The sequence below is a fragment of the Brenneria sp. L3-3C-1 genome (assembly GCF_016456245.1).
Taxonomy (GTDB): domain Bacteria; phylum Pseudomonadota; class Gammaproteobacteria; order Enterobacterales; family Enterobacteriaceae; genus Brenneria.
Map to the genome: position 1 here is coordinate 66,686 of NZ_JAEMHF010000007.1, position 25,687 is coordinate 92,372.

Consider the following 25,687-nt stretch of genomic DNA (forward strand, 5'->3'; position numbering starts at 1 on the left):
CCTTTTCCTTAACGACGCACTTGCCAAATACGCTTCTGGTAATCATGAATCGCCCTGTCCGAGCTAAACATCCCCATTCTGGCCGTATTAAGTACACAACGACGCGTCCATTCCTCCGGTTCACGATATTGCGCATCCACCTGCTGCTGCACCTCACAGTAAGGTGCGAAATCAGCCATCAACAAATAGGGATCGCCCTCTTCCAGCAAACTGTTCAACAGCGGCGCAAACGCTTGCTTGTCCCCGTGACTAAAAGCGCCGCTGGCTAGTTCATCCAATATCTCGCGTAGCAAAGGCGTATCGGTAATGTAGTCCGACGGCGCATATCCCTGCGCCTGCAAGGCTTTTACCTGCTCAACCGTATGACCGAAAATGAACAGGTTTTCGGCGCCGACCTGTTGAGCCATCTCGACATTGGCCCCATCCCATGTTCCCACCGTCAGCGCGCCATTCAGCGCCAGCTTCATATTGCCCGTTCCGGAAGCTTCTTTGCCCGCCGTCGAGATTTGCTCGGACACATCGGTAGCGGGGATCATCCGTTCGGCCAGCGATACGCGGTAATCGGGAAGAAAGACCACCTTGAGACGATCGTTGCAGCGGCGATCCCGATTAATCTTTTCCGCCACCTGATTAATGGCATAGATAATATTTTTGGCCAGCGCATAACCCGGCGCGGCCTTGGCGCCAAACAAAAAGACGCGCGGAACTATATCCAGATGCGGGTTATCACGCAATTGCCGATAGAGAGAAAGGATATGCAGCAGATTCAGGTGTTGACGCTTATATTCGTGCAGCCGCTTGATTTGCACGTCAAACAGCGCCAGCGGATCGAGACTCACCCCATAATCACGTTGCAGGTGTTCCGCCAGACGCACCTTGTTGTCTTGTTTAATCCGCCGGTAACGCTCGCGGAATCCGGCATCGTCGGCATAGGGTTCCAGCCCTTGCAAGGCAGGTAAGTCATTCACCCATTCGATGTGTAATGTTTCATCAATCAGCGACGACAGCGCCGGATTACACTGCTTCAGCCAGCGGCGCGGCGTAATACCGTTGGTCACGTTGTGAAATTTGTTCGGCCATAGCCGGTGATACTCAGGGAACAGATCTTTCACCACCAGTTCCGAATGCAGCGCCGCTACGCCGTTTACCGCAAAGCAGCTCACCACGCACAGATTCGCCATGCGGATTTGCCGCCGGTGACGCACCGCCAGTTTCGCCCACACCTGACGATCGCCGGGCCAGTGTCGCTCCACCTGGATGTTAAAATGCGCGTCGATCTGCTTGATGATGGAAAGATGACGGGGAAGCAGACGGGCGAACAGCCTTTCGTCCCAGCGTTCCAGCGCTTCCGGCATCAACGTATGGTTGGTATAGGCAAAGGTGCGCCCGGTAATCGACCAGGCATCATCCCAGCTCATCCGGTGGTCATCCAACAATATGCGCAACATTTCAGGGATCGCCAGCGTCGGGTGCGTGTCATTAAGCTGGATCACTTCATAATCCGGCAACTCGGACAGCGCCCGTCCGGCCGCCAGATGCCGACGCAGAATATCGGCCACCGAGCAGGCACACTGGAAATATTGCTGCATCAGCCGCAGCCGTTTACCCGCGGCGTGGTTATCATTCGGATACAGCACTTTGGTCAGGCTGGCCGCCGCCACGCCGGCCTGCTCGGCCTTGAGATAGCGCCCCTCATTAAACAGCGTCAGATCAAACGGGTGACGATGGGTCGCCTGCCACAGGCGCAGCGGTTGAGTGATGCCGTTGCGATAACCAATCACCGGTAAATCACAGGCTTCGCCCCGCAGGCTAAAATCAGGCAGCCACACCTCACTGCCGTCAGCCTGCTGCTGCAACCGGCCGCCAAACCCGACATCCACGGCCAGCTCAGGCCGTTGAAAAAACCACGGATAGCCATCCCGGTGCCAATCATCGGGGGTTTCCTGCTGCTGTCCCTGCGTAAAATGCTGGCGAAACAGACCGTATTGATAATTGAGGCCATAGCCGGTCGCCGGCTGCCCGACCGTGGCCATCGAATCCAGAAAACAGGCGGCCAGCCGACCCAGACCGCCATTGCCCAAACCGGGATCGGTTTCCTGCTCCAGCACATCGCTCAGGTTAATCCGTTGTTGCGCCAATACCTCGGCGACGGCGTTGTACCATCCCAGATTCAACAGGTTGTTGCCGGTCAGACGGCCGGGGAGAAACTCCATGGAAAGGTAATTCACATGGCGTTGTTCCGACCGGCCATGCGTTTTATTCGGCGCAACGGCAAAGGCGGGCTGCGCCGCCAGTTGTTCGGCCAGCGCCAGACTGACAGAGCGCCAGCATTGCGTCGGCGTCATCTGTTGCAGAGAAGCAACGCCGTAGTAGCGCTGCTGGCGAAGCAGCGCGGCGGCGAACTGCGACGGATTGAATGCAAGCGATGGGTGCTCTGAAAACGATTGGTTATCTGGAAACCCTGACATGGCGCCTCTCTCCCCCTGTGATCCGTCGCGGAAAAAGGCACGTCTGGCTCAGCACAACTCCAACTGCACCTTATGTTGTTCAATGATTTTTAGCACGCCGGGCGGTGGCAATTGATCGGTAAAAAGATAGTCAATCAAATCCATGTTGCCCAGATTAACCATGGCGTTGCGGCCAAATTTGGAATGATCCGTCACCAGCATGACACAACGGGAATTTTCAATGATTGCCCGTTTGGTTCGCACTTCATGGTAGTCAAACTCCAGCAATGAGCCGTCCATGTCAATGCCGCTAATACCCAAGATACCGAAATCCAGACGAAACTGAGAGATAAAATCCAGCGTGGCCTCTCCCATAATGCCGCCGTCGCGGGTACGCACTTCACCGCCCGCCAGAATTAAACGGAAGTCTTCCTTTGCCGTCAGCAACGTCGCCACATTCAGGTTATTGGTCACAACGCGTAAATTCTTATGCTGCATCAGCGCATAGGCCACGGCTTCCGGCGTGGTGCCGATATCAATAAACAGCGTGGCGCCGTCCGGGATCTGGCTGGCGACCTTGCGCGCAATGCGCGCTTTCTCCTCGGACCACATCATCTTACGGTCATTATAGGCAGTGTTAACCGAGCTTGAAGGCAATGCCGCGCCGCCATGATGACGGTGGATCTTATTCTGTTCGGCCAAGTCGTTCAGATCGCGGCGAATGGTTTGCGGACTGACCGCAAAATGATCCACCAGTTCCTCCGTACTGACATAACCCTGACGACGCACCAGTTCAATAATGGCCTCATGTCGTTGTGTTTGCTTCACGTTCATCCCCTAGCATGTCCGGATTTACCGGGAGTTCGTTTTATTATAAGTATCCCAAAAGGCCATTAATATCCCTGCGACCAGCCCCGCCGCATGCGCGGCATTGGCTATCGACATCCCTAAAATATCGAAATATCCGGCTATCAGCCACAGTAAAGCAAACGCCATCAGGCTCCGCGGCATAAATAAATTGCCATTGGGTTCTCTTTCGCCACGCAGCCAGACATACCCCATCAGCGCATAAACGACGCCAGACAATCCGCCAAAGTAGATACCGCTAAACCAGGACTGCGCCCAACCGCTCACCAGCGATGAAATCAGGGTAATCATCAGCAGCTTACGGGTGCCCAGCACTTTCTCGACCGGCCCGCCCAGATACCACCACCACATCAGATTGAACAAAATATGCAAGACGGAAAAATGCAACAAGGCATGACTGAACCAACGCCAGAGCTGCCATTGCTGCCCGGCCTCGGGATAAGACAACCAGGCCATCACCCGATCGGCGCCCGATACCTGCATCAGTAAAAAGACCACCACGGCGACGACCATGATCGACAACGTCAACGGCCCTGCTTTCTGTTGCAGCGTTTGCCAATAGGAAAAGCGATGATATTGGATGCCCGAGTCCGTCGATCCCGACTGCCAGCTTGCCGCCTGATAGCGGGGATTCAGCGGATCGCGCAGAAAAATCTCCAGCGCCTGTTGTACTTTATCCAGTTGCTCGTCGTCAGCCAGCCACAGCTCGGCTTCTTGTCCGGTGGCGCGTATTTCCAGACCGACGTTCTGCGTCTGCATATAATCCACAAACGCCTGCGCCAGACGTGGATTGGATAGAGAGATAACGCGAATTGCCATAAAAAATTAATCACATCGTAGTGGGCGGATTGCGCGTAAAAATATCACATATCCCCAAAAGACGTGCGCGAGAATCTCTTTTCAACGCCAGAACCTTATCGTTTTTCCGACCTCCATTCCCCTCGACTCCGGCGATCCCCGCCCTTTTGATAACATAGTTATTTATTTTTGTTTACTTCCGTTTCACCTTATTTCCTATGACATCAGTCACTTTTTAATCAACAGGACTCTTTTACTCTCCCAGTATGTAGAGAGGTGATTATGTTTCTCGAAGAAAGGCGACATCAGATCCTGACCTATCTGGACAGACACGGGCGGGCAAGCGTGGAATTTCTGGCGAAGGAGTTTTCCGTGACCAGAGAAACCATCCGCAGTGATTTGAACGCGCTGGCGCGCATGAACCTGGTTCAACGCTGCCACGGCGGCGCTATCGTCATCCGTCGAAGTTTACAGTCCGAACTCATCACCTCCGGCCGGGAGAACATTGAGGCGCTGCTGAAACGGCTGGAAAAACACCCGCGGTATCAAACCATGAAAAACAGGGGAGGCAGAATGAGCGGTAAGGTCTGTATTCTGGGATCGTTTAACGTCGATATCGTCGCGAAAGTGGAGCGTTTTCCCAAAGGCGGGGAATCCTTGCTGGCGTTGGGCAGCGCGCTCGGCCCGGGAGGGAAAGGCGCGAATCAGGCCATGGCAGCCAGCCACGCGGGAGCCAACGTGCATTTTGTTTCCAAGGTCGGCAAAGATCAATTCAGCCAGTTTGCCTATGATCATCTTTCCGCCTCGGCAATACACTCTTTCAAACTTTACCAGTCAGAAACAGAACCGACCGGCAACGCGATTATTTATGTGTCGCAGCAAGATGGCGAGAATATGATCGCCATTTATTCCGGCGCGAATAAAACCATTACCGATGACGAGATCGCGGAGATGATGCCCGAGCTGTCCGACTCGGACGTATTATTGCTGCAACTGGAGAACAACTTCCCCGCCACATTAAACGCCATCAAGTTGGCTAACGCATTGAATATCCGCGTAGTGCTGAACCCGGCCCCCTATTCCCGCGACGTTCTGGACTGTCTGGAATATATCGACGTCATCACGCCGAATGAAACGGAAGCTTCTTTGCTCTCCGGCGTTGAAGTGCGCGATTTGGACAGCGCCAAGGACGCGGCGCAAAAAATCGTCGCGCTCGGCGCCCGACGGGTCATTATCACCATGGGTTCGCGCGGGGCGCTGCTCTTTGATAACCAGCAATTTCAATATATTCCGGCGTTTCCGGCGCTGAGCGTGGATACCACGGGCGCCGGCGATGCCTTCAACGGCGCGTTCGCCGCCGCGATTGCCACCGGACAGAATCTGGTGCAGGCCGCGACCTACGCCTCCGCCTTCGCATCGCTGGCCGTAGAACGGGAAGGCGCGGCGAATATGCCGGATCATCAGCAGGTTAAGGTCAGACTGTCCCAACGCTGATCCCTGAATTTACCCATACTGTAATTCCGCCAGGAGTGAACCATGAAAAAAATCGACGGCATTGTCCCGGTCATGCTGACCCCATTTACCGAACAAAACGCTATTGATTATCCCGGGCTGGCAAAACTGATTGACTGGTATCTTGAAAAAGGCGTCGATGCGCTATTCGCCGTCTGCCAGTCCAGTGAAATGCAATTCCTGAGCCTGCAAGAGCGTGTCGACCTGGCGCGTTTTGTGGTCGAAAAAGTCGCCGGCCGCATCCCGGTGATCGCTTCAGGGCATATCAGCGATGGTCTGAACGATCAGATCGCCGAGCTTGGCGCCATGGCGGCGACCGGCATCGACGCGCTGGTGCTGGTCACCAACCATCTGGATCCCAAAGATCAGGGCAGCGAGGTGTTTTATGCCACGCTGAACGCGCTGCTGGCCGCGCTGCCCGCGTCCATGCCGCTGGGGCTGTATGAGTGCCCGGCGCCTTATCGCCGTTTGCTGAGCGATGATGAACTGAGTTACTGCGCCAATAGCGGACGCTTTGTGGTGCTGAAAGACGTGAGCTGCGATCTGCCGACGGTGGCACGCCGGGTCAAACGGGTTGCCGACACGCCGTTGAACATCATCAACGCCAATGCGGCGATTGCCTTCGATGCCATGAAAGCGGGTTCAAAAGGTTTCAGCGGCGTGTTCACCAATTTCCATCCAGAACTCTATAGCTGGCTTTACCATCACCATTCCAGTAACCCGGAACTGGCGCAGGAGTTGGCGACGTTTCTTTCCCTCGCCGCCGTGACGGAAACCCTGGGTTATCCCAAAAACGCAAAAATTTATCACCAACGCCAGGGCACTTTCGGCAGTGCTTACTGCCGGGTCAATAAAGACAACGTGCTGGAAAAATACTGGGGATTGACGGTGATCCTCGAGCAAATCCGCAGCGGCACAGAGCATTACCAAAACAAAATAAATCGCATTAACTAGTCTCCCTTTTTCCTCATACCTCTACGAGAAGGAAGCACCGATTATGAAACTTATCCGGTTGACGGCGTTAAGTACCCTCTTACTCTCCTGCTCCGCCTTCGCAGCGTGGCCGGAAAAACCGATTACCATTATCGTCCCCTGGGGCGCGGGCGGAAATACCGACACCGTGGCCCGGCTGGTGGCCCAGGGTCTGCAAAAAGAGCTGGGCGTGAACGTCAACGTGGTCAACCGCACCGGCGGTAGCGGCGTCGTCGGCCATGATGCGATCCATCGCGCCAAACCCGATGGCTATACGCTGGGTATTGTGACGGTGGAAATCGCCATGATGCACCACCAGAAAATGACCACCCTCAGCTATCAGGATTACACCCCTATCAGCCGGCTGGCGGTGATTTATGGCGGGTTACAGGTCGCCAAGGATTCGCCCTATCAGGATGCCAACCAGTTAATCGAGGCCATCAAGCAGCAGCCTGGCAAATTGCGCGCCTCGGGCAGCGGTCTGAAATCCGTCTGGCACCTCAATACGCTGGGGATGCTGAAAAGCGCCAATCTGCCGGATAGCGCCGTTCGCTATATTCCCTCGCAGGGCGCCAGCGCCGCGCTGCAAGAGCTGGTTTCCGGCGGGGTGGACTTCGTGACCTCTTCGCCCGGCGAAGCCAAGAGCATGGTAGACGCCGGTATGGTGCGCCACCTGGCCATCATGTCCAATCAGGCCTCCGATCTCTATGCCGATATCCCGATCTTCAATCAGGCGACGCCGTATAACTGGTCGCTGACCACCTGGAACGTGCTGTCGGCCCCGAAAGGCCTCTCTACGGAGATTACCGACAAGCTGACCGCCGCGATGAAAAAGGTTTATGACTCTGGAGAACTACAGAAATTCGCCAACAATCAAGGATTCGAAGTCAGCGCGTTGTACGATGACGAACTTTATCAATTTATGAAAGAAGAAGATGCTCAGTTTGGGAGCCTACTTTCCGCAGATAAATAAAACAGGCGGGCGCCATGCAAATGGCGCCTGAACAACAATGCCGAAGTTATCCTTATTACTCCCGCTGCTTTTCCTGCTGTTCGGCGCCGGCATTGCCGCCTATGCCTTTATTCAGCTTGGCGATGTGGCCTCGTTTGGCGCGGGATTTATGCCCGCCATCGTCGGCTGCCTGATGGTATTGCTCTCCGTTCTGGATCTGATAACCGTGCGGTTAACAAAAGCGCATCGCCAGCCGGCGAATAGCGGGAAACGTGACCTCATAAGCGTCGGTATGGTCGCGATCACCGTCGTTTTCTATATTTATTGCGTTGAATTTCTTGGGTTTATCCTGACCACCAGCATCATTATGGCCGGCCTGCTGGTGCTTTTCCTGCCGAAAAACAAAGCCATTGCCGCTGTTGCCGCCGTGGGGCTTTCGACCGGCATTTATTACCTGTTTTCAAAAGTATTATTGGTGCCTCTCCCTTCCGGCAGCATTTTTTAAGGACCACCGACGATGGATATCCTGATCAACGCCAGTGAATACATTACCCTGAACGCCATCATCGCCATCTTTGCCGCCGGGCTGTTCGGCCTGTTTATCGGCGCGATACCCGGTCTGACCGCAACCATGGCCGTCGCCCTGCTGGTTCCTTTCACCTTTTTTATGGATCCCATCCCCGCGCTGGCGATGATGATCTCGGTCGGCGCTTCCACCATCTATGCCGGGGATATCCCGGGCGTACTGTTGCGCATTCCCGGCACCCCCGCCTCGGCCGCCTACGTGGACGACAGCTATGCGCTGAGCCAACAGGGGAAAACCAATCACGTCCTCGGCCTCGGCCTGAGCACCTCGGTCATCGGCGGCATCATTGGCGCCATTGTGCTCAGCTTCGCCTCACCGTTGCTGGCCTCATTCGCCATGAAATTCAGCTCGTTTGAGTACACCTGGCTGGCGCTGCTGGGGCTGAGTTGCTCAACGCTGATTTCAGGACAATATGTGGTCAAAAGCCTGATGGCGTTGTTGTTGGGGCTTGCTTTAGCCACCATCGGTTATGATGAGTTCACCGGGCAGCCGCGTTTCACTTTCGGTCAGGTCGCGCTATTGGAAGGGATCAGTTTTATCCCGGCGATGATTGGGATGTTCGCTATCGCCAACGCGATTGAATATTACGCCGGCCGCCACCGTGACCGCGTTAAGCCGGCAAACGCCGCGCCGCCGCCGGTGGAAAAATCGTCGTTAAATATCCTTGCCGGCATATGTCCGGCATTGAAAAAAAACCGGCTCGGCATTGCGCGCAGCAGCGCCATCGGCACCTTGATTGGGGTACTGCCCGGGGCGGGCGCCGATATCGCCGCCTGGATCTCCTACGCGGTGGCGAAAAAGTTCTCCCGCGAGCCAGAGAAATACGGCAAAGGTTCGGAAGAGGCCGTGATTAACGCCTCATCCAGCAATAATGCCAGCCTGGCGGGAAGCTACATCCCCACGCTGGTGTTTGGCATCCCCGGAGACTCCGTGGCCGCCATTGTGATCGGCGTACTCTATATGAAAGATATGCAGCCGGGGCCGTCCCTGTTTATCTTCCACCCGGAAAAGCTCTACGCCATTTTCATGCTGTTCTTTATCGCCAACCTCGCGTTGCTGCCGCTGGCGCTGATCGTGGTTAACTTCTTGAAGCGCCTGATTTCGGTAAATAAAGATATCGTGTATCCGGTGGTGATCGTATTCAGCATCGTCGGGGCATTCGCCATGAATAACTCCATGGCGTCGGTGGTGGTGATGCTGGTAATGGGGATTGCGGGTTATTTCCTACAGAAACATCACTACCCGATTGCGCCGGTGATTCTGGGCATGGTGCTGGGGCCGATGTTCGAGAAAAGCCTGCTGTCTTCGCTGCTGAAATCGGATGGCAACCTGATTGCCTTTGTGGAACGCCCGATCTCCGCTTTCCTTGCCGTGCTGTTTTTAATCGTGGTCATCATGCAGGCCAAAAGCATCATTCAGGTGTTCAAAAACAGCCGCGGGTAAAACCGCCACACCCTCATCGGGCCGGTATGACGCAGGCCCGATCAGTCGACGGATTCAGCATCCTGCGGATAGCGGTTTTGCCAGGCTTCAAAACCGCCGTCAATGCTGTATACCGACTCAAAGCCCAGGCTGATCAGGTACTGCGCCGCATTGCGGCTGCTGATCCCGTGATAGCACATCACCATGACCGGCGTATCCAAGTCCGCGCCACGCACAAAATCCGCCAACGTCTCGTTGGTCAAATGCGTGGCGCCGGGTACGTGGGCAACGGCAAAACTCTGCCCATCGCGGATATCGACGACGATGCCCCCCTGTTGCCAGCGGGAATAGGCTTTTTCTATGTCAATCGCTTCAAATTGTTCCATTAAGAGTTACAACCTTGTTAACCACAAAGAACATTATTGTAACCCTTAGAACGCCGGATAAAACCCAGCAAATGATATGGAATTAGTGAAAGCGCGGCGGTTTTCTTTCACCGTTAAAGCAACGCGCGCCGCTTGAAGTATGACGGGTATAGAGTCCCGCTTATTACAGTAACTTCCGCTGGCAGTAGCATGCCTATACCATCCACCGATGATCTCGCATCGGCTCTACTTAAGATCGTAGATCGGCCTCACCCTGCGGCGTTTTACCGCCCGTCCAACGTTGTACCGGGGAACTGGATAACAATCGCAACCGTAACTCGTTGATTGATGTGTCCCCTTGCGCAAAGCCGCTACACCAAAATCACCTCTACGTTCTGGCCGCGCAGTTGCGCCACGATCTGCGCATTCGCCTGTTTGCCGGTAATGACGACGTCAATCTGCTCCACCCGGCTGAACAGCATCCCGGCGCGTTGGCCGATCTTGCTGCTGTCCACCACCACCGCCAGCTTACCGACATAGTTAAGCATCTTTTGCTCCGCCATCGCCGTCAGCATATCGGTTTTATACAGCCCTTCCGCCGTCAGCCCCTTGCCGCTGGTAAACATCCAGTGCCCGGCATACAGGCTGGCATCCCCTTCCTGCGGCGCCAGCGTAATGGACTGACTTTTATTGTACTGCCCTCCCATGATGACGACGCTTTCATGTTCCTGCTCAATCAGGTAATTCGCCAGCGGAAGATAGTTGGTGATCACCTGAACGTCTTTGCCGCATATTTCCTGCCCCAGCAAAAAGGCGGTAGAGCCGCAGTTAATCACCACGCTTTCGCCCGGACGGCACAGTTGCGCGGCGGCTTTGGCAATGCGCATTTTCTCGTCCAGGTTTTGCGCCTGATAAATATTGAGCGGCGACCAGGCGGGACGCGGAACGCTCACCGCTTCGGCGCCATTGCGAACTTTCCGCAACTTGCCTGACTCATCAAGCTTGTTGATATCACGCCTTGCCGTGGCGGGCGAGACATCAAAGTGCTCGATAAGATCGGCAACGGTAAGCTGCTTTTGTCGTTGCAGAAAATCAATGATGGCGTTATGGCGCTGAGATTCAGTCATATTGGCCCCGTTAAATGGATTCTACTCACCGATTATAAGGAGCGCTTACGGTAATTTGAATCATAACTTGTCAAAAGTACGCACGGGATATCGTCCACGGATAAGAGCGCGATTGCAAAGCGAATGCTGGAAAGGGCGGCCCACGCCGCCCCGTGGTTTTACAGGAAAGATTTAAACGGCAAATCCGGTTCGATGGTGAAGCAATCGTCAAATCCGCGCGGATAGTGATATTCCAGATTATCTTTGTCCTGCGGCCAGGTGAACTTGCCGCCGACCTGCCAGATAAACGGTTTAAAACCATACTTCAGACGATCTTTTTTCATTTCCCACAACACGCGAATTTCCTGCGGATCGGCCTGAAAATTCGACCAGATATCATGGTGGAAAGGAATGACCACTTTGGTGTTCAGCGCCTCGGCCATACGCAGCATGTCGGAACTGGTCATTTTATCGGTGATGCCGCGCGGGTTTTCGCCATAGGAGCCCAGCGCCACATCGATCTGATGCTCGTTGCCATGTTTGGCGTAATAATTTGAATAATGCGAGTCCCCGCTGTGATAAAGATTGCCGCCCGGCGTTTTGAATAAATAGTTCACCGCCCGCCTATCCATGCCATCCGGCAGCACGCCCGCCGCTTTCTCCTCTGGCGGCAGCGTTATCAACGCCGTGCGGTCGAACGCATCCAGCGCATGAATTTCAACATCCTTGATAGAGATCACATCGCCCGGTTTGACCACGATACAGCGTTCACGCGGCACCCCCCAGCCAATCCACAGATTCACGCAGCTTTCCGGGCCAATAAACGGCACGTCGGCGTCGCAGTTTTTCATCACGGCGGCGGCCACATTCACATCGATATGATCGTTATGGTCATGCGTGGCGAGCACGGCATCAATTTGTCGAATGGCGAAGGGATCCAGAACGAATGGCGTGGTGCGTAAATTAGGCTGTAGTTTTTTCACCCCGGCCATGCGCTGCATTTGATGGCCGGATTTCATCAGCGGATTACCGTGGCTCTGTTTGCCCGTGCCGCACCAGAAATCCACACAAATGTTCGCCCCCTCTTCCGACTTCAACCAGATGCCGGTACAGCCCAGCCACCACATGGCAAACGAGCCGGGCGCCACCTGCTCTTGTTCTATCTCTTCATTCAGCCAGGTTCCCCATTCCGGAAAGGTATTCAGGATCCATGACTCACGGGTAATGCTCTCGATTTTACTCATAGTGTGAACCTCATCAGCGATCGGCGTGGTGCGTTATTGAACGTTACAATCATAAGAAATCATAAAATGAAAACAAGTGATTTTATTTTGCGAATCTATCACCATTTTTTTATGCCCGCAATCGACTATTGCGTGCGGCGATTTTTTATATGCTGCTGAAAAATCGGTTATAAATTGTGACATTGATTCAAATAAATACATAATCACATGAAAAATAACGACAAAAAAATAATGCCAAATTTTATGCGCTGAAAATGACGTCGGTAAAAAGGATAATTGCGAAGCTAATCACAAATAATCAATTAATGTCTTTTTATGATTATTTATGATTGCTAAAGTGTTCGTGCCTTACAAAAAAAGACCTGCCCGCGCCAAGGCAATTCGGACGTGGCGCGTAACAGAATGACCAAAGCCAGAACGGAGTGCTTATGGAAACCCTCTATAAAATCTTTACGATTTTCTTTAATCAGGTCATGACCAACGCCCCGCTGCTGCTGGGGATTGTCACGTTCATCGGTTATTTACTGCTGCGTAAAAGCGCCACTGTCATTATTAAAGGCACCATCAAAACGATCATTGGTTTTATGCTGTTACAGGCAGGTTCCGGCATTCTGACCAGCACGTTCAAACCGGTTGTCGCCAAAATGTCCGACGTTTACGGCATCAGCGGCGCCATCTCGGATACCTACGCGTCCATGATGGCGACCGTCGAACGCATGGGCGATGCCTACAGTTGGGTCGGCTATGCCGTATTGCTGGCGCTGGCGCTGAATATCGTTTACGTGCTGCTGCGCCGGATCACCGGCATCCGCACCATCATGCTGACCGGCCACATCATGTTTCAGCAGGCCGGGTTGCTCGCCGTGTTCTTCTATATTCTCGGCTACCCGATGTGGACCACCATCATCTGTAGCGCCGTGTTGGTTTCCCTCTACTGGGGCATTACGTCCAACATGATGTATAAACCCACGCAGGCGGTGACCGACGGCTGCGGTTTCTCCATCGGCCACCAGCAGCAGTTTGCCTCCTGGCTTGCCTATAAGATCGCCCCTTATCTGGGGAAAAAAGAAGAGAGCGTGGAAGATCTGAAGCTTCCGGGCTGGCTGAATATCTTCCACGACAATATTGTCTCCACCGCCATCGTCATGACGGTATTCTTTGGCGCGATCCTGCTCTCCTTCGGCCTGGACACCGTGCAGCAAATGGCTGGGAAAACACACTGGACGATTTATATCCTGCAAACCGGCTTCCAGTTTGCCGTCGCCATTTTCATCATCGTACAAGGCGTACGGATGTTCGTAGCCGAACTCTCCGAAGCGTTTAACGGCATATCCCAACGTTTAATCCCCGGCGCGGTGCTTGCCATCGACTGCGCGGCGATTTACAGCTTCGCTCCCAATGCGGTGGTGTGGGGATTTATGTGGGGCACCATCGGTCAGTTGATCGCCGTCGGCATTCTGATCGGCATCGGTTCCCCCATCATGATCATCCCCGGCTTTATTCCGATGTTCTTCTCTAACGCCACCATCGGCGTGTTCGCCAACCACTTTGGCGGCTGGCGCGCGGCGATGAAGATCTGTCTGGTGATGGGCGTGATCGAAATATTCGGCTGCGTATGGGCGATAAAACTGACCGGTCTGAGCGCGTGGATGGGCATGGCGGACTGGTCGATTCTGGCGCCGCCGCTGATGCAGGGGTTAACGCTTGGCCTGTGGTTTATGAGCGTCGTTATCGTGATTGCCTTGGTTTATATGGTCTTTGCCAGCCGCACATTGCGGGCTGAAGAAGATGCTGAAAAGAAACTCGCTGAGTCCATACCCTAAATGATTCGAGTTACAGAGCGCAGTCAAAACACATGCAACTTGCAGTATGACGGGTATACCACGAACGCATTCAGGAGAAATCATTATGACCGTACGAATTCTGGCCGTATGCGGCTGCGGGCAAGGAAGTTCCATGATCATGAAAATGAAAGTCGGCCAATTTTTAACCGAGCAGGGGATCGACCATAGCCTGAATAGCTGCGCAGTGGGCGAATACAAGGCCGAACTAAGCGGTGCAGACATCATCATTGCCTCTACGCACGTTGCCGATGAAATCACCGTCAGCGGCAACAAATATGTGGTCGGCGTACGCAATATGCTCTCGGCCGCCGACTTTGGCCCAAAGCTGCTGGATGTCATCAAAGCGCATTTCCCGGCGGACTTAAAGCAATAGGGAGCTTTTATGAAACTACGTGATTCACTGGCGGAAAATCGTTCCATTCGTTTGCAGGCGGAAGCCGGTAGCTGGCAGGAGGCGGTAAAAATCGGGGTTGATCTGCTGGTCGCCGCCGACGTCGTCGAACCCCGCTACTACCAGGCGATTCTGGATGGCGTAAAACAGTTCGGCCCCTACTTTGTGATTGCGCCAGGACTTGCCATGCCCCATGGCCGCCCGGAGGAAGGGGTGAAAAAAACCGGCTTTGCGCTGGTGACGTTGAAAACGCCGCTGATTTTCAACCACGAAGATAATGACCCGGTCGATATTCTGATCACCATGGCGGCCGTTGATGCCCATACCCATCAGGAGGTGGGCATCATGCAAATCGTGCAGCTTTTTGAAGACGAAGCCAATTTTGACCGCCTGCGCGCCTGTCGCACCGAGCAGGATGTACTGGATTTGATTGACCAGACCGCTACGGCGGCATGCTGATTAAGGAGCTTACCGATGTCTCATTTACCGATGTTACAGGTCGCGCTGGATAACCAAACGCTGGCCGATGCCTACCAAACCACCCGACTGATTGCCGAAGAAGTGGATATTATTGAAGTCGGCACCATTCTGTGTGTCGGCGAGGGGGTGCGCGCGGTGCGCGATCTGAAATCCCTTTATCCGCACAAGATTGTGCTGGCCGACGCCAAAATTGCCGACGCCGGGAAAATTTTGTCACGCATGTGCTTTGCCGCCAATGCAGACTGGGTGACCGTTATTTGCTGCGCAGACATTAATACCGCCGCCGGCGCGCTGGAGATCGCCCGCGAGTTTAAGGGAGACGTTCAGATCGAACTGACGGGCTTCTGGACCTGGGAACAGGCGCAAGCCTGGCGTGATATTGGCATTCAACAGGTGGTGTATCACCGCAGCAGAGATGCGCAGGCCGCGGGGATCGCCTGGAGCGAGACCGATATCAGCGCCATCAAGCGGCTGGCGGATATGGGCTTCAACGTGACCGTTACCGGCGGTCTGGCGCTGGCGGATCTGCCGTTGTTCGAAGGCATTCCCATCCATGTGTTTATCGCCGGCCGCAGTATTCGCGACGCGGCGGATCCAGTGGAAGCCGCGCGCGAGTTCAAGCGCCGCATCGCCCAACTCTGGGGCTAAGGTGATCTCATGCTCATGAAGGCTGTTCCTCTCGGTATTTATGAAAAAGCACTGCCGCCGGATGAAAGCTGGCTGGCGCGTCTGCAACTGGCGAAAGCGCTGGGTTTTGATTTTGTCGAAATGTCGGTGGATGAGAGTGACGGCCGACTGGCACGGCTTGACTGGAGCCCTGAGCAACGTCTGGAACTGGTCAGCGCGATTTCCGCCAGCGGCATCCGTGTCCCGTCCATGTGTCTGAGCGCTCATCGGCGTTTCCCGCTCGGCTGCGAAGATGACGACATCCGTAATCAGGGGCTGGAGATTATGCGCAAAGCGATCCGCCTTGCGCAGGATGTCGGTATTCGCGTTATCCAGCTCGCCGGTTACGACGTCTACTATCAACAGGCTAACGACCTTACCCGCGAGCGTTTTCGCCACGGTTTGCAACTGGCGGTGGAAATGGCCAGTCGGGCTCAGGTCACGCTGGCGATGGAAATCATGGACTACCCGTTAATGAACTCCATCAGCAAAGCGCTGGGCTATGCCAATTACCTCAATAATCCGTGGTTTCAGCTTTACCCGGATATCGGCAACCTGTCGGCGTGGGATAACGATGTTCAAATGGAGCTTAAAGCAGGGAAAGGCCATATCGTGGCCGTGCATGTTAAAGATACGCGGCCGGGCATTTTCAAAAACGTGCCCTTTGGCACCGGCGTGGTCGATTTTGCGCGTTGTTTCACCACCCTCAGAGAGAGCGGCTACTGCGGCCCCTATCTGATTGAAATGTGGAGCGAAACATCGCCCAATCCGCTAAAGGAAATCACCGCCGCGCGCGACTGGGTTAAACAGCGGATGGCCCAGGCCGGTTTGCTGGTGGAGGAAGTCGCATGACAGAACAGCTAAAACAGCAGGTTTTTGAGGCGAATATGGCGCTTCCGCGTCATGGTCTGGTGACCTATACCTGGGGCAACGTCAGCGCCATCGATCGGCAACGGCAGCTCATCGTCATCAAACCCAGCGGAGTGGCGTATGACGTTATGCAGGCCGACGATATGGTGACGGTGGATATGCAGGGCAACGTACTGGAAGGCAAATATCGCCCTTCCTCCGATACGGCCACCCATCTGGAACTCTATCGCCGCTATCCGCAAATCGGCGGGATCGTCCATACCCATTCCACCCACGCCACCGCCTGGGCGCAGGCCGGGGTGGCGATCCCCGCGCTGGGCACCACGCATGCCGACTACTTTTATGGCGATATCCCCTGTACCCGCCCCTTAACGTCGCAGGAGGTGGAAGCGGAATATGAGAAAAATACCGGCGTGGTGATTGCCCAAACGCTTGGCGACGCTAACCCGCTGCATACGCCGGGCATCATCGTTTACCAGCATGGACCCTTTTGTTGGGGTAAAGACGCGGATGAAGCGGTGCACAATGCGGTGGTGATGGAGGAAGTGGCGAAAATGGCGTGGCTCACCGGCTCGATTAATCCACAACGGCACCCGATTGACGGCTATCTGATGAATAAGCACTTCAGCCGTAAACACGGCCCTAACGCCTATTATGGGCAGCGGTAGTATAATCCCCGTTTATGCCCGCGAAAGCGGGCATCTCATGCACTGCGCCGTCAGGCAACGCAAATCTCCGTCAGCGCAAAAACAGCGGAAATAAGTCTTCTGTTACTGCGCCGCTCCTAAAGCCCGCCGCTGTCTTATGCTTTTATCGCGCTTAATACCCATTATTTTAATGTGACAATTATCATCAAATTGTTAGCTACATCACGCATAAATGTTTTTATTCGGTTAAGTGTTAGCTGTATTGTTTGTTTTCGATTATTATAATGCTCGAAAACGAACATTTTTTGCTTTTATTTTAATGGTGGAGGAAAAAACGTGGAAACCAAAGATCTAATTGTGATCGGCGGCGGCATTAACGGTGCAGGCATAGCCGCGGATGCGGCCGGGCGCGGCTTATCCGTGCTGCTGCTGGAAGCGCAGGATCTGGCCTGCGCCACCTCCTCCGCCAGCTCTAAATTGATTCACGGCGGCTTACGCTATCTGGAACATTATGAGTTTCGTCTGGTCAGCGAAGCGCTCTCCGAACGTGAAACTCTGCTGAAAATGGCTCCCCATATTATTTTCCCCATGCGTTTCCGCTTACCGCATCAACCACACCTGCGTCCGGCATGGATGATCCGTATCGGTTTGTTTATGTATGACAATATTGGCAAACGCGTCAGTCTACCGGCCAGTAAAGGGGTGAAATTCGGCGCCGAATCAGTCTTAAATCCTCAACTGACCCGCGGTTTTGAGTATTCAGACTGTTGGGTGGATGATGCGCGTTTGGTGGTGCTGAATGCGCAGGAAGTCACCAAGCGCGGCGGCGAAGTGCGCACCCGCACCAAGGTCGTCAGCGCCCGTCGCGAACAAGGCTTGTGGGTAGTTGAAGCGATTGACTCACTCAGCGGCGAAACGCTCACCTGGCGTGCCAAAGGTCTGGTAAACGCCACCGGCCCGTGGGTGAAAGCGTTCTTTGATGATGGCTTGCATCTGAAATCCCCATATGGCATCCGCCTGATCAAAGGCAGCCATATTGTCGTGCCGCGCGTACACGATCAGCCTCAGGCTTATATCTTGCAGAACAAAGATCACCGCATTGTGTTTGTGATCCCCTGGCAGGATGAATTTTCGATCATCGGTACTACCGATGTGGAATACCAGGGCGAACCACATAATGTGCAGATCGACGACAACGAGATTAGCTATCTGTTGGACGTATATAACGATCACTTCAAAAAACAGCTCACCAAAGAAGATATCGTCTGGACCTATTCCGGCGTGCGCCCGCTGTGCGATGACGAATCGGATTCGCCACAGGCTATCACCCGTGATTACACGCTGTCGGTGGATGATGAGCACGGTCAGGCTCCGCTGCTGTCCGTATTCGGCGGTAAGCTGACCACTTACCGTAAACTGGCGGAACACGCACTGGATAAACTGCAAAAATATTACCCGCAGGCCGGCAAAGCCTGGACTAAAAATGCCGTTTTACCCGGAGGCGATATCGCAGGCACGCGGGATGACTACGCCGCGACGCTGCGCCGCCGCTTTAACCTGCCGGAAGCGCTGGCGCGCCGCTATAGCCGGACATATGGTTCAAACAGCGAGCTGATTCTTGCTAATGCGCAAGGCCTTGCTTCCCTGGGCGAGCATTTCGGTCATGACCTGTATGAAGCAGAGCTTCGTTATCTGGTTGAAAAAGAGTGGGCGGTAACGTTGGATGATGTTATCTGGCGGCGCACCAAACTCGGTATGTGGTTAACTGAAGCGCAGCAACAGCATATCAGCGAATGGCTGGACGCTTATCGTCATCAGGTAGCAAAAGTCAGCTAATCCTCCTTTGCAGAACGTTTACATTTTGGTAAACGTTCTGTATCTTCGAAAAACATCAAATCATTCCCAGGGTTATTTTTCTGGCTGAAAACCACGTTTTGAACCAGAATCTCCCCAAAACCGTATGTATATCATTTTCAACCCATCGTCTTAATTCTGTATATTTCGGCATAAATCAAAAATACCGATATTCGGTATTATTCAGATATAACATTTCACCTGATAAATTAACCTCGCCAGAAATAAACCATAGATAATCATTCTTAATCATTATTATATTTATTTATGGTTTAAAAATACGCATTGATATCTCATTATGAAATTATCAAATAATAATAAGAATCAATAACAACAATTATATTTAAAATAAATAATTTATACGACATTAATCACAGAATAAAAAATAACCTAACCACATTATTTATATGGTTAACGAGCTGTATAAAAATGACCTATAGCGAACAGATTGAAAAATCGTGAAATTAAAGAGGATGGCGCAATCGTTATTTGTTTTTTATATAACGCTATTCAATGCCGCTTCTCATTCTATTTTCCACTAAATTGCCTTTGATGTTTTGCTATGGGTTGGGTATGCGGGGGATAAGAATTAAATGCCTAATCAGGTTGAACGTCCTTTATTAGATCTGGGGTTAACAAGACTGGAGTTCCTGCGTATTTCAGGCAAAGGCCTGGCGGGGATCACCATCGCGCCGGCATTGCTTTCTTTGCTGGGGTGCAGACAGGAAGAGATTAACAGCGGCGCCATCGGGCTGACGACCACGCCGAAAGGGGTGCTAGTGACCAAGAGAGCCCGCTGCACAGGCTGTCACCGCTGCGAAACCTCCTGTACAACCTATAACGACGGCAGCGTCGGCTCTTTCTTCTCACGGGTGAAAATCCACCGCCATTTTTATTACGGCGATGGCGGCATAGGTTCCGGCGGCGGGCTGTATGGCGATCTGAATTTTACTACCGACACCTGTCGGCAATGTAAAGATCCCGAATGTATGAAAGTCTGCCCGATAAACGTGATCGCCTATAACGAGGAGCGCGGCTGTATTACGGTGGACGCCCGGCGCTGTATCGGCTGCGCCGCCTGTACCACCGCCTGCCCGTGGATGATGGCGACGGTAAACCCGCAGATCGAAAAATCCGGTAAGTGTAATTTATGTGGCGAATGCGCTACCGCTTGCCCTACAGGTGCATTGAGTATCATCGACTGGGAAGAGATTACGGTCTGAGCAGCCGGACGTTATCCCTATCTATTTATCCATGTCGATGCTTCACACTCGGGAAAATAAATTATGATCAACGGTTGGACGGGCAATATATTACGCATCAACTTAAGCACCGGCGCGATCGCTAAAGAAGATTCCAGCAAATATAAGCCGTTTATTGGTGGAATGGGCTTTGGTTATAAAATCATGTACGACGAAGTGGCGCCGGGAACCAAACCTTTTGACGAAGCCAATAAGGTGGTATTTGCCGTCGGGCCATTAACCGGTTCCGGCGCCCCCTGCAGCTCACGGGTTAATATCACCACGCTGTCTACTTTTACCCGCGGTAATTTAGTCATTGACGCGCATATGGGCGGTTTCTTTGCCGCTTATATGAAATATGCCGGTTATGACGCCATCATTATTGAGGGGAAATCGGCCACGCCGGTGTGGATTAATATTCAGGACGATAAAGTCAGCATTGAAAATGCCGCTTTCCTGTGGGGGAAAGGAACCCGCGCCACCACCGAAGAGATCTGCCGCGCCACCAATGTGGAAGCCTGCGTCGCCGCTATCGGTCCGGCGGGGGAAAATCTGGTTCCTTTGTCCGGTATTCTGAACAGCCGCAACCATAGCGGCGGCGCCGGTACGGGCGCGGTACTCGGCTCGAAGAATCTTAAAGCCATCGCCGTCATCGGCACCCGGGGCGTCAACGTCTCGAATCGGGAAGCGCTGAAAAACCTCAACGATTACATGATGACGCAGTTAATCGGCGCGAATAATAACCATGTGGTGCCGAGCACGCCGCAGGCCTGGGCCGAATATTCCAATCCGCGCTCCCGCTGGACGGCGCGCAAAGGGTTGTACTGGAAAGCCGCCGAAGGCGGCCCGATTGAAACCGGCGAAATTCCCCCCGGCGACCAGAATACCGTTGGCTTCCGTACCATGAAATCGGTATTCGACCTGGGGCCGGCGGCTGAAAAATATACCGTGAAAATGGGCGGATGCCACTCCTGCCCCATCCGCTGTTCGGCGCAGTTGAAAGTCCCGCAGGCCGGCGAATACGGCGTGCCGACCACCGGAGGCAACACCTGTGTCGCTCAAACCGCGCATAGCTCGATGTACCCGAACGGCCCCAAAGATTTTGAGGAAAAAGGGGACGGCAAGGTTATCGCCAATTTTGTGGCGTTAAACGTGTTTGACGACATGGGGCTGTGGTGTAACTACGCCCAGTTACAACGCGATTTTGTTTACTGCTATTCACACAATGTGTTCAAACGCGTACTGCCTGCGGAGGAATACGCTTCAATCCGTTGGGATCTGCTGGAAGCGGGCGATCCGGCGTTTATCAAAGATCTCTACCTGCGTCTGGCGCACCGGCAGGGTGAAATCAGCCACCTGGCCGACGGATCTTATCTGCTGGCGCAAAGGTGGGATCTGGGCGAGGAATACTGGGCGGCCGCCAAAAACAAACTGTGGTCGCCGATGGGCTTTCCGGTGCATCACGCCAATGAAGCCTCGGCCCAGGTCGGCGCGCTCGTCAACTGCATGTTCAACCGCGATGCCATGACGCATACCCATATCAACTACATCGGCAGCGGGTTGCCGTTAAAACTGCAAAGAGAGGTCGCCGCGGAGCTGTTCGGTTCGGCGGATGCCTATGACGAAACCAAGAACTATACACCGATCAATCCGTACAAAATCAAATACGCCAAATGGTCAATCCTTAAAAGTTGTCTGCATGACGCGGTGACGCTGTGTAACTGGGTCTGGCCGATGACCGTCTCGCCCTTGAAAAGCCGTAACTATCGCGGCGACCTGGCGCTGGAAGCCAAATTCTTCGCGGCGGTGACGGGCGAAACCACCACGGAAACGAGTCTGGATCTGGCGGCGGAGCGTATCTTCACGCTGCACCGCGCCTACACCGTAAAGCTGATGAACACCACAGACATGCGTCATGAGCACGACCAAATCTGTTCGTGGGTATTTGATAAAGACCCAGACATCCCGGTGTTTACCGAAGGCACCGACAAGATGGAGCGGGAAGACATGCAAAAAGCGCTGACCCTGTTCTATACGGAAATGGGCTGGGATCCTGAACTGGGCTGTCCGACCAGAGCAACGCTGGCCAGGCTGGGTATGGAAGACGTCGCCGACGATCTGGCGTCACGGGATTTGCTCCCGGCATAAGCGGTATTGATTATGAATACGACACCATCATTTACATCAGGGCCATCATCCGAGCCAGAAGCACGGCATGACGCCCAGCCGGATTTAACCAAAAGACGACTGCTGCTGCCGTTATCCCGTCAGGCGGCAGATAACGATGTCACGGCTGATGAGCCCGCCGAACAAAAAGCGCCGTATTTAGTCGTGGCGGGTTATATCCGCCAGCGTTCGGCGGCGGGCGAACTGGTTGACGCGCGGAACTTTCAGGCAGCCCCCTACTCGCTGGATGCGGAAACCCTCGACCGGCTGTTTGAACAGATTAATCACAGTCAGGATTGTGCGGACCTTCTCTCCATCAGTAACGATGAAGCGCGGTATTACTACTCCGATCGACATATGAGCCATAACTACGCCCGGCTCCTGGTTTTCACGCACCAACAGGATATCTGCAAAACCATTGCGGACACCGTTCGTTTCGAGTGCCAGACCTATCCGCGGCCTTACAAGGTGCAGATGCTGCGATTGCCGCCCTATGCTTTGACACAGGAAAAAATTGACGGCGCAATGCGCTTTTTCGAACAGTCCGATGCGTTTCAGGATATTCGCCTCGTCGCGGCGTCTAACGGCGCGTCCTATTTATTCAGTGAACGTTTCATGAGTTACGGCAAAGCCAGGGGGCTATGTGAGTGGATTGAGGTCGAACAGTATGAAAACCCTTAACCCTTTTCCCGGCAACGCACGACAAAAAGAACAGCCGCCTCGTGCCGCCGGGGAACTGATGAAAAAACGCGCTTTGACGCCGCGGATAACACCGACTTTGAACGACTTTTGTTCCGGGAGGCAAGGAAAATGACATGCTCACGCCGTAAATTTGTCCTCGGCATGGGATCGGTGATTTTTTTCAGCGCCCCGCTGTTCTCCGCTTTGGGCGGAACCGATAAAAACAAACCCGGGCGCTACGCCATGATCCACGATGAAGTGCTGTGTAACGGCTGCAATATTTGCACCGTGGCCTGCCATAAAGTGAACAAAGTCCCGGTCGGCGCGGCGCGCATGAGTATCGCTCACATTGCGATGACGCCCCCCGAGCAGGGGAATAGCTATCACTTTTTTCGCCATTCCTGCCAGCAGTGTGAAGATGCTCCGTGCATCGCCGTGTGCCCGACCGGCTCCTCTTATCGGGATGAAAACAACGGTATCGTGCGGGTGAACCAGGCGAAATGCATCGGCTGTAGCTACTGTATTTCCGCCTGTCCCTATCAGGTGCGCTACCTCAATCCGCGCACCCGCGTGGCCGATAAATGCGATTTTTGTCTGGAATCGCGGCTGCAAAAAGGCTTCGCGCCGATCTGCGTCAGCGCCTGTCCGCAAAATGCGCTTATTTTCGGACCTGAGGACAGCGAACCGGTTCAGACCTGGCTGAAAACGCATGAGTATTACCAGTATCAACTCCCCAATGTCGGTAAGCCGTATCTTTATCGTCGCCCTGGCCCCTACGATATCGAAAAGGTGACTGTATGAATATTATGCCGAATGCCGAGCAGTTTCAGGCTCAGCTTTATCAATATGTTTATATCTATACGCCCGATTTCTGGCCGGTATGGCTTATTCTGGCCGGGGTGTTATTGGTCGGTATGCTGGGCGTACTCACGCTGCATGGGCTACTGCGTTACAAATTCGCGTCGCCGCACGCCGTTTCACATGAAGAGAAGGTATACCTCTATTCACGGGCCATCCGTTGCTGGCACTGGAGCAACGCGCTGCTGTTTATTTTGCTGCTCGGCAGCGGCTTGCTGAATCACTTTGCCATTGGCTCGGTCAACGACACCGTTACGCTGGCGGCGCTGCATGAACTGTGCGGCTACCTGCTGTTGGTAAGCTGGGTCGCGTTTGTCCTGATCAACGCGTTTGGCGGTAACGGCAAGCACTACATTATCGACCGTAAAAGCTGGGGGCAGCGCGCCTTTCTACAGGTGCGTTTCTACCTGTACGGCATCATCAAAGGGGAAGACCATCCGTTCCCGGCAACGCCGCGCGCCAAGTTTAATCCGCTGCAACAGGCGGCTTATCTTGGCGTGATGTACGCGCTGCTGCCGGCGTTGCTGGCGACGGGGGTGCTGTTAAGCAACCCGCTGTGGCTCCCGGCCGATTTTGTGCTGGTCAAAGCCTGGCTGCTGCCGCTGCACCTGGCGCTGGCCGTCGCCAGCCTGTTCTTCCTTTGCGGGCATATCTATCTGTGCACCACGGGGCGTACGCCCACCCAAACGTTCCGCTGCATGATCGATGGTTATCACCGGCACTGAGCGGGAAAATAAGCGACGCGGATATCAGGCGAGAATGAACAAAATTACCCGGCAGCAATTACATTCATTACAGGTCAGCCCGCGGATTTATCGCTGGTTTCTGCGCCGTTTCCCGCAGGGCGGGGATTATCAGGATATTCACTATGCCCTGATGTGCGACGGGTACGTTGAATGGCTGGAAAGCCTGGTGGAGTACGGCTATTCATTGGGCTTCGACTCGCCGCAGTTTATCCGGCAGGAAACCAAGGCCACGCGGGCGATGATTGATCGACTGACCACCGGCCACGCCGGGATCATACAGGTCACGCCCCGTTATCGCTCGGTAAAACATACGCCGGAAATCCCCGATGAGGTGCAGTTAGCCACCGGCGACCAGGCGCTAGATATCGGCTGCATCGGCCTGCAAAGCAAAGTCGCGACGTCAGGCGCCTATAACTTTATCGGTCATTCAGGCGAAAACAGCGCCATCGCCAGCGTCGGCTACGCCTGCCAACTGGTCAGTTCCGGCTTTGCCGTCAAGATCAGCAATACGGGTCAGCACTGTCGAATCGGCAGTCTGGGCGGGCGGGCGCGCATCAGCAACAGTGGAAACTCCGCGAAAATCAGCGGAGCGGGCCGGGGAACGCATATCGCCAACAGCGGCATGCGCAGCTATATCAGCGGCACGGGCGAAGCAACGAACATCGCCAACGCCGGCGATATGTGCAAAATCGGCCTTGCCGCGCATGAAAGCCGAATCGCCAATACGGGCGACAACGTCGCCATCAGGGTAACGGGCGAAAACGCCGTAGTCGTCTCGTCGGGTAGTCTGCATACGCTGGTTCTAGGGAAAGGCGGCTGCGCCGCATTGACCTATCACGATGGCGCCCGCACTCGCTTTCTGGTGGTATATGAGGGTGAGAATGGCATCACGGCGGGAGTAAAATATCGCCTTAACGCCCGGTTTCAGTTGGAAGCGTTCGAATGATGCCGCGCGCAGCGGCGCAAGTCCCC

General features: G+C 54.0%; 24 protein-coding genes. 18 read left to right on the forward strand and 6 right to left on the reverse strand.

The window, feature by feature from the left end; genetic code table 11:
- Positions 1–8: 8 nt before the first annotated feature.
- Genes malP through glpG form a run of 3 tightly spaced genes read right to left on the reverse strand, consistent with a single transcriptional unit; the run spans position 9 to position 4,133 of the window.
- Positions 9–2,468: a maltodextrin phosphorylase gene (gene malP, locus JG725_RS14115; RefSeq protein WP_199378554.1), complete on the reverse strand. Its 2,460-nt coding sequence runs from the start codon at positions 2,466–2,468 to the stop codon at positions 9–11.
- Between the two features lie 48 nt (positions 2,469–2,516).
- On the reverse strand, positions 2,517–3,275 hold the full coding sequence (locus JG725_RS14120; protein WP_172291309.1) for a DeoR/GlpR family transcriptional regulator: 759 nt from the start codon (positions 3,273–3,275) through the stop codon (positions 2,517–2,519).
- A 24-nt stretch (positions 3,276–3,299) separates the two neighbouring features.
- Complete coding sequence (gene glpG / locus JG725_RS14125) at positions 3,300–4,133, reverse strand: rhomboid family intramembrane serine protease GlpG (protein ID WP_172291310.1); 834 nt, start codon at positions 4,131–4,133, stop codon at positions 3,300–3,302.
- A 261-nt stretch (positions 4,134–4,394) separates the two neighbouring features.
- Here glpG and rbsK point away from each other — a divergent pair, with 261 nt between their 5' ends.
- Genes rbsK through JG725_RS14150 form a run of 5 tightly spaced genes read left to right on the forward strand, consistent with a single transcriptional unit; the run spans position 4,395 to position 9,577 of the window.
- The gene (gene rbsK / locus JG725_RS14130) at positions 4,395–5,606 is read left to right on the forward strand and encodes a ribokinase (RefSeq protein ID WP_199378556.1); all 1,212 of its coding nucleotides are present in this window, start codon (positions 4,395–4,397) and stop codon (positions 5,604–5,606) included.
- Positions 5,607–5,648: 42 nt separating this feature from the next.
- Positions 5,649–6,578: a dihydrodipicolinate synthase family protein gene (locus JG725_RS14135; RefSeq protein ID WP_172291312.1), complete on the forward strand. Its 930-nt coding sequence runs from the start codon at positions 5,649–5,651 to the stop codon at positions 6,576–6,578.
- 43 nt (positions 6,579–6,621) lie between these two features.
- Positions 6,622–7,569, forward strand: a complete 948-nt coding sequence (locus JG725_RS14140) for a tripartite tricarboxylate transporter substrate binding protein (protein WP_172291313.1) — start codon at positions 6,622–6,624, stop codon at positions 7,567–7,569.
- A gap of 37 nt (positions 7,570–7,606) precedes the next feature.
- A complete protein-coding gene (locus JG725_RS14145; protein ID WP_199378558.1) occupies positions 7,607–8,053 on the forward strand; it encodes a tripartite tricarboxylate transporter TctB family protein in 447 nt (148 codons plus the stop codon).
- A gap of 12 nt (positions 8,054–8,065) precedes the next feature.
- Complete coding sequence (locus JG725_RS14150; protein ID WP_172291315.1) at positions 8,066–9,577, forward strand: tripartite tricarboxylate transporter permease; 1,512 nt, start codon at positions 8,066–8,068, stop codon at positions 9,575–9,577.
- A 41-nt stretch (positions 9,578–9,618) separates the two neighbouring features.
- Here JG725_RS14150 and glpE read toward each other — a convergent pair whose 3' ends face one another.
- The 3 genes from glpE to ulaG form a co-directional block, all read right to left on the reverse strand.
- Positions 9,619–9,942 carry a thiosulfate sulfurtransferase GlpE gene (glpE, locus tag JG725_RS14155; protein WP_199378560.1) on the reverse strand — a complete coding sequence of 108 codons (324 nt, stop codon included), beginning with the start codon at positions 9,940–9,942 and terminating at the stop codon, positions 9,619–9,621.
- A 350-nt stretch (positions 9,943–10,292) separates the two neighbouring features.
- On the reverse strand, positions 10,293–11,048 hold the full coding sequence (gene ulaR, locus JG725_RS14160) for an HTH-type transcriptional regulator UlaR (RefSeq protein ID WP_199378562.1): 756 nt from the start codon (positions 11,046–11,048) through the stop codon (positions 10,293–10,295).
- 158 nt (positions 11,049–11,206) lie between these two features.
- Positions 11,207–12,271 carry an L-ascorbate 6-phosphate lactonase gene (ulaG, locus tag JG725_RS14165; RefSeq protein WP_172291318.1) on the reverse strand — a complete coding sequence of 355 codons (1,065 nt, stop codon included), beginning with the start codon at positions 12,269–12,271 and terminating at the stop codon, positions 11,207–11,209.
- A 428-nt stretch (positions 12,272–12,699) separates the two neighbouring features.
- Between ulaG and ulaA the strand changes: the two genes are divergently transcribed.
- The 13 genes from ulaA (at position 12,700) to ydhT (ending at position 25,661) form a co-directional block, all read left to right on the forward strand.
- The gene (ulaA, locus tag JG725_RS14170; protein ID WP_199378564.1) at positions 12,700–14,094 is read left to right on the forward strand and encodes a PTS ascorbate transporter subunit IIC; all 1,395 of its coding nucleotides are present in this window, start codon (positions 12,700–12,702) and stop codon (positions 14,092–14,094) included.
- 85 nt (positions 14,095–14,179) lie between these two features.
- Entirely contained in the window at positions 14,180–14,488 is a 309-nt protein-coding gene (ulaB, locus tag JG725_RS14175) for a PTS ascorbate transporter subunit IIB (protein ID WP_109054777.1), read from the forward strand.
- Between the two features lie 9 nt (positions 14,489–14,497).
- Positions 14,498–14,965: a PTS ascorbate transporter subunit IIA gene (ulaC, locus tag JG725_RS14180; protein ID WP_199378566.1), complete on the forward strand. Its 468-nt coding sequence runs from the start codon at positions 14,498–14,500 to the stop codon at positions 14,963–14,965.
- A gap of 15 nt (positions 14,966–14,980) precedes the next feature.
- Positions 14,981–15,634, forward strand: a complete 654-nt coding sequence (locus JG725_RS14185; protein WP_199378567.1) for a 3-keto-L-gulonate-6-phosphate decarboxylase UlaD — start codon at positions 14,981–14,983, stop codon at positions 15,632–15,634.
- A gap of 9 nt (positions 15,635–15,643) precedes the next feature.
- Positions 15,644–16,504: an L-ribulose-5-phosphate 3-epimerase gene (locus JG725_RS14190; protein ID WP_172291322.1), complete on the forward strand. Its 861-nt coding sequence runs from the start codon at positions 15,644–15,646 to the stop codon at positions 16,502–16,504.
- Positions 16,501–17,190: an L-ribulose-5-phosphate 4-epimerase gene (locus JG725_RS14195; RefSeq protein WP_199378570.1), complete on the forward strand. Its 690-nt coding sequence runs from the start codon at positions 16,501–16,503 to the stop codon at positions 17,188–17,190. Before JG725_RS14190 ends, JG725_RS14195 begins: the two co-directional genes overlap by 4 nt.
- A 315-nt stretch (positions 17,191–17,505) precedes the next feature.
- Positions 17,506–19,005, forward strand: coding sequence for a glycerol-3-phosphate dehydrogenase (gene glpD, locus JG725_RS14200; RefSeq protein WP_172291324.1), 1,500 nt, complete (start codon positions 17,506–17,508; stop codon positions 19,003–19,005).
- A gap of 611 nt (positions 19,006–19,616) precedes the next feature.
- On the forward strand, positions 19,617–20,246 hold the full coding sequence (locus JG725_RS14205) for a ferredoxin-like protein (RefSeq protein WP_172291325.1): 630 nt from the start codon (positions 19,617–19,619) through the stop codon (positions 20,244–20,246).
- A 63-nt stretch (positions 20,247–20,309) separates the two neighbouring features.
- Entirely contained in the window at positions 20,310–22,412 is a 2,103-nt protein-coding gene (locus JG725_RS14210) for an aldehyde ferredoxin oxidoreductase (protein ID WP_172291326.1), read from the forward strand.
- Between the two features lie 12 nt (positions 22,413–22,424).
- Positions 22,425–23,111: a YdhW family putative oxidoreductase system protein gene (locus JG725_RS14215; protein WP_199378572.1), complete on the forward strand. Its 687-nt coding sequence runs from the start codon at positions 22,425–22,427 to the stop codon at positions 23,109–23,111.
- Positions 23,112–23,240: 129 nt separating this feature from the next.
- Positions 23,241–23,912: a 4Fe-4S dicluster domain-containing protein gene (locus JG725_RS14220; RefSeq protein WP_199378574.1), complete on the forward strand. Its 672-nt coding sequence runs from the start codon at positions 23,241–23,243 to the stop codon at positions 23,910–23,912.
- The gene (gene phsC, locus JG725_RS14225) at positions 23,909–24,694 is read left to right on the forward strand and encodes a thiosulfate reductase cytochrome B subunit (protein WP_172291329.1); all 786 of its coding nucleotides are present in this window, start codon (positions 23,909–23,911) and stop codon (positions 24,692–24,694) included. Before JG725_RS14220 ends, phsC begins: the two co-directional genes overlap by 4 nt.
- 34 nt (positions 24,695–24,728) lie before the next feature.
- Positions 24,729–25,661 carry a protein YdhT gene (ydhT, locus tag JG725_RS14230; protein WP_199378576.1) on the forward strand — a complete coding sequence of 311 codons (933 nt, stop codon included), beginning with the start codon at positions 24,729–24,731 and terminating at the stop codon, positions 25,659–25,661.
- Positions 25,662–25,687 lie beyond the last annotated feature (26 nt).